The sequence below is a fragment of the Mesorhizobium sp. B3-1-9 genome, assembly GCF_006439595.1.
In the GTDB taxonomy this organism is placed as follows: Bacteria; Pseudomonadota; Alphaproteobacteria; order Rhizobiales; family Rhizobiaceae; genus Mesorhizobium.
Genome location: NZ_VFTJ01000009.1, coordinates 137,987 through 150,940 on the forward strand (window position 1 = coordinate 137,987; position 12,954 = coordinate 150,940).

The window sequence follows — 12,954 nt, forward strand, 5'->3', positions numbered from 1 at the left end:
AAAGCCCGGCGCATGGCCGGGCTGTTCTGCTCAACAAAGATTCAAAGATCAATCCGCGTCGATCGCCTCGGCGATGCGGGCGATGGCCTGCTGGTAGACGCTTGCCGAATTCCAGCCGGCGATTGCGCCCATATTGGCCTCATAGCTCGCGCCGGCGTGCCAGCCATGGCCCTTGAGGTAGTTGGCGGTGGAAGCCAGCGCCGTGTTGCGGTCGCGCAGGTTGCCGCTGCCGACGCCGTATTTCAGCACGTTTCCGGGCAGGAACTGGGTGTGGCCGATCTCGCCATGCATGGCGCCCACCGAGGCGGCGCTGAGCGCGCCGCGATCGACCAGCTTGAGCGCCGCAATGGCGTGCGGCGTGAAATAGTCCGGGCGGCGGCAGTCATAGGCGAGCGTCAGGATGGCCGACACCGTGTTCTGGTTGCCCATCGAGGCGCCGAAGCCGGTCTCCATGCCCCAGATGGCCAGCAGCACGCCCGGCGGCACGCCATAGGTCCGCTCGATATTGGCGAACATCGCCGCGTTCGCCTTCTTCAGCGCACGGCCTCTCGAGATGATGGCGGAAGCGCCGCGACGTTTCATGAACGCCTCAACGGAGCCGCTGAAAGCCTTGTGGATGGCGCGGTCGGCCGAAATCGTCCTTGTCGCGTAGGTCGCCCCGGCCAGCGCCGAAAGGCCCCTTTGGCCGACGCCGTTGGCCTTGGCCTCGGCGGCAAAGTCCTGCTTCCAGGCGTCGAAGCCGGCGCCGTTCTTGCCGCAGCTGGCCGCGGCCTCGGCGCCTGTCGCCAGCCCAAACATCGCCAGCACCGCCGCGGTGGCCACGAAAATCCTTCCCTTGGCAAAAAATGCCATATCCGTCTCCTGGTTGCCTTGAATCACGTCCCGGTTGCGAATTTGCCAGCGAAACGCCTGATTGTCACCGCCCCCGCCGGGGACGTGACACCCGACACTGGCGAAAGAAGGGCAATTTGCCTACGATCAGCCATCAGGTGTGGCGGGCTTGCCTCATGAAAGACGTTGACGTCGTGATCATTGGCGCCGGTTCCGCGGGGCTTGCCGCGGCCAAGACGCTTCGAGCGGCCGGGCTTTCCTTCATTCTTCTCGAGGCGATGGATCGCATCGGCGGCCGCGCCTGGACCAGCGACCGCCATTTCGGCGTGCCCTTCGACATTGGCTGCGCCTGGCTGCACGCGGCAGACCGCAATCCTTATTTTCCGGACGCCCAGGCGGCCGGCTGGACGCTGCATCACCACGACATGAATGTCGACCACCTCTATTACCGCAAGCGCAAGGCGGGCGAGGAGGAAGAGGCCGAGATGAAGGCGGCCGATGCCAAGCTGTTCGAATTGCTCGCCAATCACCAGGTCGAGGAAGGCGACGACGACCGGCTGTCGGCGCTGCTCGCCAAGGGCCAGGCGCCGCGCGCGGCCGCCACCTTCGCCGGCCCGATGGATTTCGGCGCCGACGAGGACGAGATCTCGATCCGTGACTTCCAGGCGGCGGCCGACCTCGACCCCAATTATTTCAGCAAGGAAGGGTTCGGCGCGCTGGTCGCGCGCTTCGGCTTCGATGTGCCGGTCGAGCTGTCGACGCCGGTGCGCAAGATCCTCTGGGATGTACCGGGCGTCGCCTGCGTCACCGACCGCGGCACGGTGCGCGCGAAGGCGGTGATCGTCACCGCCTCGCCGGCCGTGCTCGCCTTCGAGGAGATCGAGTTCTCGCCGGCGCTGCCAGACGCGCATTTCGGCGCCTTCTTCGACCTGCCCATGGGCATGCTGACCAAGCTGCCGGTGGAGATCAAGGGCACGCGGCTCGGCCTTGAACCTTTCGACGACCTTCTGATCGAACGCATGGCCAGGCACGACATCTATTTCCTCTGCTTCCCCTTCGATCTCGACCTGATGGTCGGTTTCGTCGGCGGCGACTTCGCCTGGGAAATGTCGGCCGCCGGCGAGGCGGCCGGGGTCGATTTCGTCGTCGACCGCCTGTGCGGCATCTTCGGCGGCGACGTGAGGAAGCATGTCGGCCGCGCCATGATGACGAACTGGGGCGCGGAGCGCTTTGTGCGCGGCGCCTATGCCGCGGCGCGCCCTGGCCGTTCGGAGGCGCGCGCGACGCTGCTGCAGCCGCTGGCGGAAAAGATCTTCTTCGCCGGCGAGCATGTCGCCGGCCCGCTGATCCAGACCTGCGGCGGCGCCAGGCTTTCGGGCGAAAGCGTGGCCCGGCAGGTCATTGCCCAGCTCGCTACGAAATAGCTTCGGAACGCCGGAGGCCCGGCGGACGTTTCGACGAGGCTTCCACCTCTTCCGCATGTTGAAAACAAGATGAAGCTGTTCGACTGTCCAAACTGCGGCCACCGCCTTTATTTCGAGAACGCCCAGTGTCTGAACTGTTCCAGCCTGGTGCTCTACGACCCGTACGAAGCACGTTTCCTGCTGGCGGGTGCGAGCGGCGTTGCCGCATGCGGCAATGCCGATGAATGCGCCTGCAACTGGCGGGCTGAGGCTGGCCGGACTTTCTGCCGCGCCTGCGCCCTCAACCAGGTCATTCCCGACCTTTCCATCGACGGCAACCGTCGGCGCTGGATCCGGGTCGAAGCAGCGAAGAAGCGGGCCGTCTATTCACTGCTCGCCTTTGGCCTGCCGGTCGTTCCCAAGGCCGACGCCAAGGATGAGATCGGCCTTGCCTTCGACCTCCTCGCCGATCCGATCGGCGCCGGTCCGGGCGGAGAGCGCATCCTGACCGGCCATGACAACGGCCTGATCACGCTCAACGTTGCCGAGGCCGATTCCGTCGAGCGCGAGCGACGACGCGTCGAAATGGGCGAGAATTACCGCACCCTGCTCGGCCATTTCCGCCACGAGCTTGGCCATTATTATTGGGACCGGCTGATCCGTGGCGATCCCGCTCGGCTTTCAGTCTTCCGCGCGCTCTTCGGCGACGAGCAGGCCGATTACGAACAGGCCCTGAAGGCATACTACGCCAATGGCGCGCCGCCGGACTGGCAGCAACGCCACATCTCCGCCTATGCCGCATCCCATCCCTGGGAGGACTGGGCCGAGACCTGGGCGCATCATCTCCACATCGCCGACACGCTGGAAATGGTCCATGCGCTGAATTTTCCGCTGGGCCGGCTGGAGACGGTGGATGCCGACGCCATCCCGCGCGGCGACACTGGTGGCCGTCTGCACCCGGCGCCCGCCGATCCCGACCTGGATCCGGAGCCATTTGAAAGGATCCTGGCCCGCTGGCTGGTATTGTCGGAGGCATCCAACTCGATCAACCGCTGCATGGGTCTGCCGGATCTTTACCCCTTCGTGATTTCCGAGGTGGCGGCGCGCAAACTCGCATTCGTGCACGATCTTTTGACAGGCGCGCCGAAAAAGGCCTGGAACAATTCGTGAGCGGGCGCAAAGCACTTTAGCCGGAACGCATAAGCCTTTGTTTCGTTTCCGATCCCGAGGGAGCGTTGAAAACGGAGAGAAGAACCATGACACGCGTGTTGTTTCCGGCTCTGGCCGGTGCGCTGCTCACAATCTCGGGCGCAGCTTTCGCCGACACTCCCGTACAGGCGGTGACCGACTTGAACGTTCGCGCTGGCCCCGGGCCGCAATATCCGGTTATCGGCGTGCTGGCGGCAGGGCAGTCGGCCACGCTTAACGGCTGCATCGAAGGCAGCAAATGGTGCACGATCGCCGAAGCCGACGGCAAGGGCTGGGTCTATTCCGACTATGTGACGGGCGATTTCGGCGGCAGCCGCGTCGTCGTGACCCGCCGCCCGGCCAATGCCGAGATCGCCGTCGTCGCCCCGCCGACCGACAACATCTACACGACCGATACCTACACCGGCGCCATCGTTTCCAACGACGACGCCATTGAGTCGATCGGCAGGCCGCCGGCCGAGGTCGGCACCTATGTCGCCACGCACCGGGTCGACCCGGTCTATCTCGACGGCGAGGTGGTGACCGGCGCCACACTGCCCGACACGGTCGAGCTGCGCGAGATCCCCGATTACCGGTATCGCTACGTCTATGTGAACAACCAGCCGGCGCTGGTCGACCCTGGCACGCGGCGCATCGTCTATGTGATGCGCTGATCGGGCTTGATCGCTGTCAAATAACGGCCGCCATCGCTGGCGGCCGTTTTTTGATCCTGCGCGCGGCAACTCCGCGTGGACGGTAATTGCGCGGTAACTGCCGATCTCCTAGACCCATGTGGCGAAAGCCTTCGGCAGGGGAGCCGCGTGACGATCGAAAATGCCGCCTTCGAGCGCTATCGCCGCTCGCCGAACGAAAAGACCAATTTGCTGCGCCTGTTCTTCGGGACGGCGATCGTCATCGCCTTCTGGATGGCGATGACGGCTCTGGTGCTGTTTGCCGGCACCTATGTCTACATTGTCTGGCGTCTCCCCGGCCCCTCGACCGGGCGCTACATGCAGGACTTCCTGGCATCGCCCACCGGCATCCTGAGCGCCCTGACCTCCTTTGCCGGCATCTGGATCGGCCTGTGGGTGGCGATGCGCTTCGTCCACGGCGAGCCGCTGTCGGCCCTGTTCGGCGTCAGCCGCCGCGTCGCGGGCGGCGATTTCCTCAAGGGCCTGGCCGCGGTGATGATCACCTCGCTCTTTTCCGAGGTCTTGCTCTATTGGCTGCAGCCCGAGATCGCGCGCGGACCGATCGCCTTTTCGTCCTGGCTGCTCTTCCTGGTGCCGATCGTGCTGCTCGCCTTCCTGCAGACCTCGTCGGAGGAGATGCTGTTTCGCGGCTATCTGCTGCGCGGCCTCGCCTATCGCTTCAGCAGCCCGCTGGTCTGGGCGCTGCTGCCCGGGCTGCTGTTCGCGTCGCTGCACTGGAATTCGGCCTCGACACTTGCCATCAATGCCTGCGTGCTGGTCTCGATCGGCACCTTTGCCCTGCTGCTCACGCTCCTGGTCTATGTCACCGGCAATCTCGGCGCCGGTTTCGGCGCCCATCTCGGCAACAATCTGACCGGCTTCCTGCTGATCTCGCATCAAGAGGGCTACAATGGCTTCGCGCTGCTTAATGCCAAGCCCCTCGAAGGCCCCGGCTGGACCAATCTGGACGCCGTTCTCATCGCCGCGATCGGTATCGTCAGCACGCTTTTGACGATGCTGCTGCTTTTGCACCGGCGCTCGCCGCTCAGGGTCGGGACGAGCAAGCAAAGCCTGGGCTGAATCGCCAATAGCGGCGTTTTGGCTCGGATTCCGGCATTGTTTTTTGATGCATGCCGTTGCCGCAAAACCGCTGCGCACTTTTGCGCGACATGCATCAGCCTTGACTCCGCGGCCAATTTCCTGTCTAGAGCCGCTGAATTCCGCGACGAGTTTTCTTTCGCGAAAGCCGACCAGGACGCCGAAGCCTCTTTGAGGCGGGTGCTGTAAAGAGATCCTGGAGGCCAACACCCGGCAGCGCGATGCGCCCCCGGGTGCTTTTTGGCTTTGCGCTTTTGCTTGGCGACCCGGCCCGAACGCACTACCTCTCGGTCGAAACCCACCGAGATCAAGGACCGCAGATGTTTGAATCCCTCCAGGAGCGTCTTGGCTCCATCCTGAACGGCCTGACTGGCCGCGGCGCGCTGTCCGAGGCGGATGTCTCGGCGGCGCTGCGCGAGGTGCGCCGGGCGCTGCTCGAGGCCGATGTCGCGCTGGAAGTGGTTCGCTCCTTCACCGACAAGGTGCGCGAGAAGGCGGTCGGCGCCGCAGTGCTTAAGTCGATCAAGCCTGGACAGATGGTCGTCAAGATCGTCCATGACGAGCTGGTCGAGATGCTCGGCGCCGAGGGCGTGGCCATCGACCTCAACGCGCCGGCGCCCGTCGTCGTCATGATGGTCGGCCTGCAGGGCTCCGGCAAGACGACCACCTCGGCCAAGATCGCCAAGCGCCTGACCGAGCGGCAGAACAAGAAGGTCCTGATGGCCTCGCTCGACACGCGGCGGCCCGCGGCACAAGAGCAGCTGCGCCAGCTCGGCGAGCAGACCAAGGTCGCCACCCTGCCGATCATCGCCGGCCAGAGCCCGGTCGACATCGCCAAACGCGCCGTGCAGGCCGCCAGGCTCGGCGGCCATGACGTCGTCATCCTCGACACCGCCGGCCGCACCCATATCGACGAGCCGCTGATGGTCGAGATGGCCGACATCAAGAAGGTGTCGAGCCCGCACGAGATCCTGCTGGTCGCCGACTCGCTGACCGGCCAGGACGCCGTCAACCTTGCCAAGAGCTTCGACGAACGCGTCGGCATCAACGGCCTGGTTCTGACCCGCATGGACGGCGACGGCCGCGGCGGCGCGGCGCTGTCGATGCGCGCCGTCACCGGCAAGCCGATCAAGCTGATCGGCACCGGGGAAAAGATGGACGGGCTGGAGGAATTCCACCCCAAGCGCATCGCCGACCGCATCCTCGGCATGGGCGACATCGTCTCGCTCGTCGAGAAGGCCGCCGAGACCATCGACGCCGAGCAGGCGGCCGCGATGGCCAAGAAGATGCAGTCGGGCAAGTTCGACCTGAACGACCTCGCCCAGCAGCTTCAGCAGATGTCGAAAATGGGCGGCATGGGTGGCATCATGGGCATGATGCCCGGCATGGGCAAGATGAAGGACCAGCTGGCCGCCGCCGGCCTCGACGACAAGATGTTCGGCCGCCAGCTCGCCATCATCTCCTCGATGACCAAGGCCGAGCGCGCCAACCCCGACATGCTCAAACACTCGCGCAAGAAGCGCATCGCCGCCGGCTCCGGCACCGACGCGGCCGAGATCAACAAGCTGTTGAAGATGCACCGCGGCATGGCCGACATGATGAAGGCGATGGGCGGCAAGGGCAAAGGCGGCGGCCTCATGCGCGGCATGATGGGCGGCCTCGCCTCGAAAATGGGCCTTGGCGGCATGATGCCGGGCGGCGGCATGCCCGATCTTTCCAGGATGGATCCCAAGCAGCTCGAGGCCCTGCAGAAGCAGGCGCAGTCCGCCGGTCTCGGCAAAGGCATGCCGGGCGGCCTTCCCGGTGGCGGCGGACTGCCGGGCCTGCCCGGCGGCATGAAGCTTCCGGGTCTTCCGGGCCTCGGCGGCGGCGGGCTGCCCGGCCTTGGGAAAAAGAAGTGAGGGGGCGATGAACGAGGAGAAAGATATGGCCGACGCACGCGCCATCCTGGCTGGCTACCGCGCTTCGATCGACAACATCGACGCCGCCCTCATCCATATGCTGGCCGAGCGCTTCCGCTGCACCAAGGCGGTCGGCGTCCTGAAGGCCGAGCATGGCCTGCCGCCCGCCGACCCGTCGCGCGAGCAACAGCAGATCGCCCGCCTTCGCCAGCTGGCGAAAGATGCGAACCTCGACCCGGATTTCGCGGAGAAGTTCCTGAACTTCGTCGTCCGCGAGGTGATCCGGCATCACGAACAGATCGCCGCTTCCAACGGTGTGACGAAAACGGGTTGAAGAAACCCCGACTTATTCAACGAAATCAGAGCTTTTAGGAGAAAACAATGGCACTGAAGATCAGACTGGCCCGTGCGGGCTCGAAGAAGCGTCCTTACTACCACGTCGTCGTCGCCGACGCCCGTTCGCCGCGCGACGGCCGGTTCATCGAGTCGCTCGGCTCGTGGAACCCGCTGCTGCCGAAGGACGGCGAGCGCGTCAAGGTCGACGCCGATCGCGTCAAGCATTGGCTGTCGCATGGCGCCCAGCCGACCGACCGCGTGCTGCGCTTCCTCGACGAGGCCGGCCTTGCCAAGCGCGAAACCCGCTCGAACCCGAACAAGGCCCTGCCCGGCAAGAAGGCGCAAGAACGCGCCGCCCTGTTGAAGAAGGCCCAGGAAGACGCGGCCGCTGCCGCCGCCGCGGCGACCGCCGCGCCGGCCGAGGCTGAAGCCGCCACCGCCGAGTAATCACGGCTTTTTCGTTAACGAGAACGGCGGGCCCATGCCCGCCGTTTTTTATTCGATTGTCCGGTCCGATGCCTCAATAGCCGGACGGGCAGCGCGCCACATAAACGCGTCCGTAGCGGTCGCGGTAGCGGCACTGGCCGGCTTCGCTGGCATGACCGATCAGCGCGCCGGCCACTGCGCCAACAGCGCCGCCGACCACCGCGCCTTGCACCGGATCGCCTGCCACCGCGGCACCGACCGCCGCACCGCCCAGGCCGCCGATCGCAGCACCCTTTTCTGTTTGCGAGCAGGCGCCAAGGGCCACCGTCAGCACCAGGATGGTGATTGCTTTCTTCATTGCTGTTCCTCTCTCAAGCGCCGTCCTCGCCGCCATGCCCTAAACTCACGAACAGCTGAATTGATCCCGCAGATGATGAAGATTGGCCGGCTACGCGCCGGCCGGATTTACGGCACTGAGCGCCAACGCATTGAAACTTCGTGGTTTTCACCGCTCGGCGAGGCGCCGCAGATTGCCCAGCCCAGCCTCGAAATCCTTGCCGATCAGCGTGTCGAAATTCATGAACAGGCCCATCAGCTTGGCAATGAAAGGCCTTGCGCCGCGCATTGCCCAGGTGACCGTGGTGCCCTCGCCGGACGGCGAAAGCGAGAAATCGACAGTGTTGTTGGCCCTGAATGGCTTTTCGAAATCGAGTTTGAGCGAAACCAGCGAGGACGGCACCGAGTTGACGATTTCCATGCGGCCCTTGCCGGCCTTGCTGTTGCCCTCCCAGGCATACGCCGCGCCCTTGCCGCTTTCGGCGCCGGACAAAGTGCGCTTCATCCCGGGGTCGAGCTTTTCGTAGGGCGACCATTCGGGCCAGCGCCGAAAATCGTCGATCAGCGGGAAGATCGTCTCGGCAGGCGCCTTGATGCTGGCCGAGCGGGTGACGACGAAATCGTTCGGCCGGGTCGCGGCATAGACCAGCACGGCGGCGATGATGACGGCCAGGATGATGAGGATAGTGGCAAACATCTCTTCTCCTCCCTATCGCGAAAACGGGATCAGCGCGCGCACTCTTGCGTCGCGCAGATAGAGCCCGCCCCACAGGATAATGCCGAGATAGACGCCGAACAGCGTGTGCGAGAACAGCGGGTTGCCAATCCGCACATGCGTCGAAATCGCGCCGCCCATATAGGCGGTGAGCAGGATGGCGCCGAGCACCGACGTGCGTGGCCATGCGTAGAGCGCGGTCGAGACCAGGCCGATGACGCCCAGCATGCGCGCCACATTCGGATCGGCCGGCCAGCCGAGCTGCGCCATCGTTTGCGTGACGATGTCGAGCGGCGGCAGCTTGATGGCGCCGTCGAAGATCATGAACAGGACGATGACGCCGCTGAGCGCGCGCCCGGCCCACAAAGCGCCTTTTGAAGCAGGCGCGGCTTCGGAAATGCTCATGGATATTCCCTCCTGATGGTTTCGAATGCCGGCCATTTGCCGGGTCCGATCCAAGGACGAAGGAACATGCCGCGATCCTACACGCCTTCGTCATACTCGGGCTTGACCCGAGTATCCATGCCGTGACGTCGAACGAAGAATGCAGCGCTCTAGAATGAAGCTCCAGCCAGGCGATCTTAACTTCTGGGTCTGCGCCGCGTCGCTTCGCTCCTTGCTCCGCCCTAGAATGACGAAGAGAACACAGCGCTTTCGACCAATCTCCGAGGGCAGAGCCCTCGCGGGTCGACCTCCTAAGAGAAGTAGAACTTGTCGGCCGCGATCATCTTCGGCGGCGTCTCGTCCAGCGCCTCGAACACGGAGATCTCGCAGACGCGGCAAAGGCCGTCGAGCGCCAAGTCGTTGGCCTCGATGCCGAACGGGTCCTCGAGCTCCTCCGACAGCGCGTCGAGGCCGAAGAATGTATAGGCGATCAGCGCCGTGAACAGCGGCGTCGCCCAACCCGTGGTCGAGACCAGGCCGATCGGCAAGAGCAGGCAGACGACATAGGCCGTGCGGTGCACCAGCAGCGTATAGGCGAAGGGCAAGGGCGTGCCGGCGATCCGCTCGCAGCCGGCCTGGATGGCGGCGATCGCGGCCAGCCTTTCATCGAGGATGCGGAAGCCGATCGGGTCGAGCGCGCCCGCCTCGCGCCGCGCATTGGCGCGCCGGCCCATGCGGCGGACCATGTCGTCGGCCGGATTGGTGCGGGCGGCGGCCTTGTCGACCTCGTCGCCGATGAAGGCGCGGGCGTCCTTTATGCTGTCGATTTTGCGCAGTTGCCCGCGCAGCAGGTGGCAGAAGGCAAGCGCCTCCATCAGAAGCGCGCGCTGCTCGGCGCGGTCGCCGACCAGGCTGGTGGTGGCGCGCGCCAGGTTGCGTATCTCGAAAACCAGCGCGCCCCAGAGTTTGCGCGCCTCCCACCAGCGGTCATAGGCGGCGTTGTTGCGGAACGACAGATAGATCGACAGCGTCACGCCGACGAGCCCGAAAGGCGCGATGCTGAAAGCGCTGAGGTCGAGATGGAACTGCCGCGCCAGAAGCAGGATGACCGCCGAATAGAGGGCGAAGCCGAAAATCTGCGGCAGGATGCGCGGCACCACCGAACCACGCATGATGAAGAACAATTGCAGGAATGTCGGGCGCGGTCGGACGATCATCGGGTTAACCTTTGCAAGCCGGCTTGGCTTTGATGTCTTATTGTGCGGTCGATGCCCGCGGCGCGACAGCAAGCGACATCGAGATGTCGTCGGCACGGCCGGACCGTCGGCCCTTGCATGTATTGAGACATGCGACTGCGACTGCCAAGAGGAGGAGCGACGATGACGGGCGAGACCGACCTGCAAAAACTGCTCGCGTCGATGACGCCGCAACTGCTTGCCGACGTCTATGTGTTCGCGACGCTGACGCCGGACACGCCGGTCCCGGCGAGACTCGATCCCATCATGCAATTTCGCGAGCGGGAAGGCCTGACCCTGATCACAACCGAAGACGAGGCGAAATCAGCCGGCCTCGCCGGCACGTTCCGCTGCCGGATGATCACGCTCGACATCCACTCCTCGCTGGAAGCCGTCGGCTTCCTCGCCGCCATCACGAGACGGCTCGCGGCGGCCGGCATGGGCGTCAATCCGGTCTCGGCCTTCTATCACGACCATCTCTTCGTGCCGGCGGAGCGGGCGAAGGAGGCGCTGGCCATATTGCAGCGGTTGGCGGCGGAAAGCGGCGGGTGAACTCAGCGCCTGAGCGCGTAGAGATGGTTTCGGCGACGGCTCGGCCAACAAGGAAGGCCTGCCGGATATTTCGCGATGGTGGCGGCATCGGAGCCGATGGCCGGGCGTAGGGTGATTTCGGTCCGGTCACTCATAGGCCGGCGCTGCCCCTCATCCGCCCTTCGGGCACCTTCTCCCCGTTGAACGGGGAGAAGGAAGGGCGTCCCGGCCAAAGGCCGAGCCCGCGACTGCGGGCCGCCGGTCGTCCGGCGCCCCCCGCGAAGGGCCCGCCGCGGCAGCGGCGATACGGCCCGTGAGCGAAAACAAACTGCCGTCAGGCCGCCTTCTTCTTCGGCTGGATGAGGCCGCGCTCGACCAGCAGCTCGGCGATCTGCACGGCGTTCAGCGCCGCGCCCTTGCGCAGATTGTCGGAGACAACCCACATCGACAGGCCGTTGTCGACGGTCGAATCCTCGCGGATGCGCGAGATGAAGGTGGCGTCCTCGCCGGCCGATTCGAGCGGCGTGATGTAGCCGCCGTTCTCGCGCTTGTCGAGCACCTGGCAGCCGGGCGCCTCGCGCAGGATCTCGCGCGCTTCATCCGCCGTGATCGGCTTCTCGAACTCGATGTTGACGGCTTCCGAATGGCCGATGAACACCGGCACGCGCACGCAGGTCGCCGTCAGCTTGATCTTTGGGTCGAGCATCTTCTTGGTCTCGGCGACCATCTTCCACTCTTCCTTGGTGAAGCCGTCGTCGAGGAAGACGTCGATATGCGGGATGACGTTGAAGGCGATGCGCTTGGTGAACTTCTTGACGTCGACCTGGTCGGCGACGAACACCGCGCGGGTCTGGGTGAACAGCTCATCCATGCCTTCCTTGCCGGCGCCGGAGACCGACTGGTAGGTGGCGACGACGACGCGCTTGATGGTGGCGATGTCATGCAGCGGCTTCAGCGCCACGACGAGCTGCGCGGTCGAGCAGTTCGGGTTGGCGATGATGTTCTTGCGTGTAAACAGCGAGATCGCGTCCGGGTTAACCTCCGGCACGATCAGCGGCACGTCCGGATCGTAGCGGAAGGCCGACGAATTATCGATGACGACGCAGCCCTGCTTGCCGATCTTCGGCGACCATTCCTTCGACACATTGCCGCCCGCCGACATGACGCAGATGTCGGTATCGGAAAAATCGTACTGGTCGAGCGCCTTGACCTTCAGCGTGCGGTCGCCGAAGGACACTTCGGTGCCCTGGCTGCGCCGCGACGCCAGCGCCACCACTTCGCTCACCGGGAAGCCGCGTTCGTCCAGAATGTTGAGCATTTCGCGGCCCACATTGCCCGTGGCGCCGACTACCGCAACCTTGAAACTCATCTGATATCTCCTGTCCCTCTCCGCTTGGTTGTTGGAGAAACCCGCCGGCCTCATGCGGGTTCCGTCCCCGGGCCGGACCCGGGAGAGGGTGGTTAGGCCAAGGGAATCACACCGTTTTGGTGGTGGTTTTGGCCGTAGTTTTGCTGGAACGGACGGACGCGTCTAAGCGCCCAGCCCAATGCGTTACATTGTGGCTGGGGGAGTCGAATGCAAGAAGAGCCATCAAAAGGCCGCGCATTGAAAAACGATCCCGTTCGACGCGGGTTTTTACGCGGTTTGATGAAAGAGTCAATTGGCGCAACGCTCTCCTTCTCCCCGTCACTATACGGGGAGAAGGTGCCCGAAGGGCGGATGAGGGGCGGCGCCGACTTCGACAGTTAGCTCGTCCGGAAGTGAGGCCTGAAGCCTCGCCCCTGCCTTACCTATCAGCGGTCGCGCTGCCCCTCACCTGCCTGCCGGCATCCTCTCCCCGTATAGTGACGGGGAGAGGGGCGCTCTCGCGAGCGGTT

14 protein-coding genes are annotated in these 12,954 nt (G+C 64.7%); 8 read left to right on the forward strand and 6 right to left on the reverse strand.

Translation table 11 applies throughout. The features are described from left to right. Positions 1 to 48: 48 nt before the first annotated feature. The gene (locus FJW07_RS18265; RefSeq protein ID WP_140858006.1) at positions 49 to 852 is read right to left on the reverse strand and encodes a lytic transglycosylase domain-containing protein; all 804 of its coding nucleotides are present in this window, start codon (positions 850 to 852) and stop codon (positions 49 to 51) included. 155 nt (positions 853 to 1,007) lie between these two features. Between FJW07_RS18265 and FJW07_RS18270 the strand changes: the two genes are divergently transcribed. From FJW07_RS18270 to rpsP, 7 genes are all read left to right on the forward strand, one after another. Continuing rightward, the gene (locus tag FJW07_RS18270) at positions 1,008 to 2,255 is read left to right on the forward strand and encodes an NAD(P)/FAD-dependent oxidoreductase (RefSeq protein ID WP_140707260.1); all 1,248 of its coding nucleotides are present in this window, start codon (positions 1,008 to 1,010) and stop codon (positions 2,253 to 2,255) included. Between the two features lie 69 nt (positions 2,256 to 2,324). Further along, the gene (locus FJW07_RS18275) at positions 2,325 to 3,404 is read left to right on the forward strand and encodes a putative zinc-binding metallopeptidase (RefSeq protein WP_140783174.1); all 1,080 of its coding nucleotides are present in this window, start codon (positions 2,325 to 2,327) and stop codon (positions 3,402 to 3,404) included. A gap of 86 nt (positions 3,405 to 3,490) precedes the next feature. Beyond that, a complete protein-coding gene (locus FJW07_RS18280; protein WP_140647871.1) occupies positions 3,491 to 4,096 on the forward strand; it encodes a DUF1236 domain-containing protein in 606 nt (201 codons plus the stop codon). 147 nt (positions 4,097 to 4,243) lie between these two features. Next, positions 4,244 to 5,194 (forward strand): type II CAAX endopeptidase family protein, encoded by a 951-nt coding sequence (locus FJW07_RS18285; protein WP_140783175.1) that lies wholly within the window; start codon positions 4,244 to 4,246, stop codon positions 5,192 to 5,194. A 338-nt stretch (positions 5,195 to 5,532) separates the two neighbouring features. After that, entirely contained in the window at positions 5,533 to 7,113 is a 1,581-nt protein-coding gene (gene ffh / locus FJW07_RS18290) for a signal recognition particle protein (protein ID WP_140858008.1), read from the forward strand. A gap of 7 nt (positions 7,114 to 7,120) precedes the next feature. After that, on the forward strand, positions 7,121 to 7,447 hold the full coding sequence (locus FJW07_RS18295; protein WP_140658643.1) for a chorismate mutase: 327 nt from the start codon (positions 7,121 to 7,123) through the stop codon (positions 7,445 to 7,447). A gap of 47 nt (positions 7,448 to 7,494) precedes the next feature. After that, the gene (gene rpsP, locus FJW07_RS18300) at positions 7,495 to 7,896 is read left to right on the forward strand and encodes a 30S ribosomal protein S16 (protein WP_140658644.1); all 402 of its coding nucleotides are present in this window, start codon (positions 7,495 to 7,497) and stop codon (positions 7,894 to 7,896) included. A 73-nt stretch (positions 7,897 to 7,969) separates the two neighbouring features. Here the strand turns inward: rpsP and FJW07_RS18305 are convergent, their stop codons facing one another. The 4 genes from FJW07_RS18305 to FJW07_RS18320 all read right to left on the reverse strand — a co-directional run bounded on the left by FJW07_RS18305 (position 7,970) and on the right by FJW07_RS18320 (position 10,527). Further along, positions 7,970 to 8,233 carry a YMGG-like glycine zipper-containing protein gene (locus FJW07_RS18305; protein WP_095770014.1) on the reverse strand — a complete coding sequence of 88 codons (264 nt, stop codon included), beginning with the start codon at positions 8,231 to 8,233 and terminating at the stop codon, positions 7,970 to 7,972. A 147-nt stretch (positions 8,234 to 8,380) separates the two neighbouring features. Continuing rightward, the gene (locus FJW07_RS18310) at positions 8,381 to 8,908 is read right to left on the reverse strand and encodes an SRPBCC family protein (RefSeq protein ID WP_140858010.1); all 528 of its coding nucleotides are present in this window, start codon (positions 8,906 to 8,908) and stop codon (positions 8,381 to 8,383) included. Positions 8,909 to 8,920: 12 nt separating this feature from the next. Continuing rightward, positions 8,921 to 9,331, reverse strand: a complete 411-nt coding sequence (locus FJW07_RS18315; RefSeq protein WP_140647876.1) for a DoxX family protein — start codon at positions 9,329 to 9,331, stop codon at positions 8,921 to 8,923. A 290-nt stretch (positions 9,332 to 9,621) separates the two neighbouring features. Further along, on the reverse strand, positions 9,622 to 10,527 hold the full coding sequence (locus FJW07_RS18320; protein ID WP_140647877.1) for a bestrophin family ion channel: 906 nt from the start codon (positions 10,525 to 10,527) through the stop codon (positions 9,622 to 9,624). Between the two features lie 162 nt (positions 10,528 to 10,689). Between FJW07_RS18320 and FJW07_RS18325 the strand changes: the two genes are divergently transcribed. Further along, the gene (locus tag FJW07_RS18325; protein ID WP_140858012.1) at positions 10,690 to 11,097 is read left to right on the forward strand and encodes an ACT domain-containing protein; all 408 of its coding nucleotides are present in this window, start codon (positions 10,690 to 10,692) and stop codon (positions 11,095 to 11,097) included. Between the two features lie 313 nt (positions 11,098 to 11,410). Here the strand turns inward: FJW07_RS18325 and FJW07_RS18330 are convergent, their stop codons facing one another. After that, positions 11,411 to 12,445 (reverse strand): aspartate-semialdehyde dehydrogenase, encoded by a 1,035-nt coding sequence (locus FJW07_RS18330; RefSeq protein WP_140858014.1) that lies wholly within the window; start codon positions 12,443 to 12,445, stop codon positions 11,411 to 11,413. Between the last annotated feature and the right edge of the window lie 509 nt (positions 12,446 to 12,954).

Coding starts and splice junctions, on each gene's coding strand:
- FJW07_RS18265 (WP_140858006.1), bottom strand. CDS start 852: ATGGCATTTTTTGCCAAGGGAAGGATTTTCGTGGCCACCGCGGCGGTG.
- FJW07_RS18270 (WP_140707260.1), top strand. CDS start 1,008: ATGAAAGACGTTGACGTCGTGATCATTGGCGCCGGTTCCGCGGGGCTT.
- FJW07_RS18275 (WP_140783174.1), top strand. CDS start 2,325: ATGAAGCTGTTCGACTGTCCAAACTGCGGCCACCGCCTTTATTTCGAG.
- FJW07_RS18280 (WP_140647871.1), top strand. CDS start 3,491: ATGACACGCGTGTTGTTTCCGGCTCTGGCCGGTGCGCTGCTCACAATC.
- ffh (WP_140858008.1), top strand. CDS start 5,533: ATGTTTGAATCCCTCCAGGAGCGTCTTGGCTCCATCCTGAACGGCCTG.
- FJW07_RS18295 (WP_140658643.1), top strand. CDS start 7,121: ATGAACGAGGAGAAAGATATGGCCGACGCACGCGCCATCCTGGCTGGC.
- rpsP (WP_140658644.1), top strand. CDS start 7,495: ATGGCACTGAAGATCAGACTGGCCCGTGCGGGCTCGAAGAAGCGTCCT.
- FJW07_RS18305 (WP_095770014.1), bottom strand. CDS start 8,233: ATGAAGAAAGCAATCACCATCCTGGTGCTGACGGTGGCCCTTGGCGCC.
- FJW07_RS18310 (WP_140858010.1), bottom strand. CDS start 8,908: ATGTTTGCCACTATCCTCATCATCCTGGCCGTCATCATCGCCGCCGTG.
- FJW07_RS18315 (WP_140647876.1), bottom strand. CDS start 9,331: ATGAGCATTTCCGAAGCCGCGCCTGCTTCAAAAGGCGCTTTGTGGGCC.
- FJW07_RS18320 (WP_140647877.1), bottom strand. CDS start 10,527: ATGATCGTCCGACCGCGCCCGACATTCCTGCAATTGTTCTTCATCATG.
- FJW07_RS18325 (WP_140858012.1), top strand. CDS start 10,690: ATGACGGGCGAGACCGACCTGCAAAAACTGCTCGCGTCGATGACGCCG.
- FJW07_RS18330 (WP_140858014.1), bottom strand. CDS start 12,445: ATGAGTTTCAAGGTTGCGGTAGTCGGCGCCACGGGCAATGTGGGCCGC.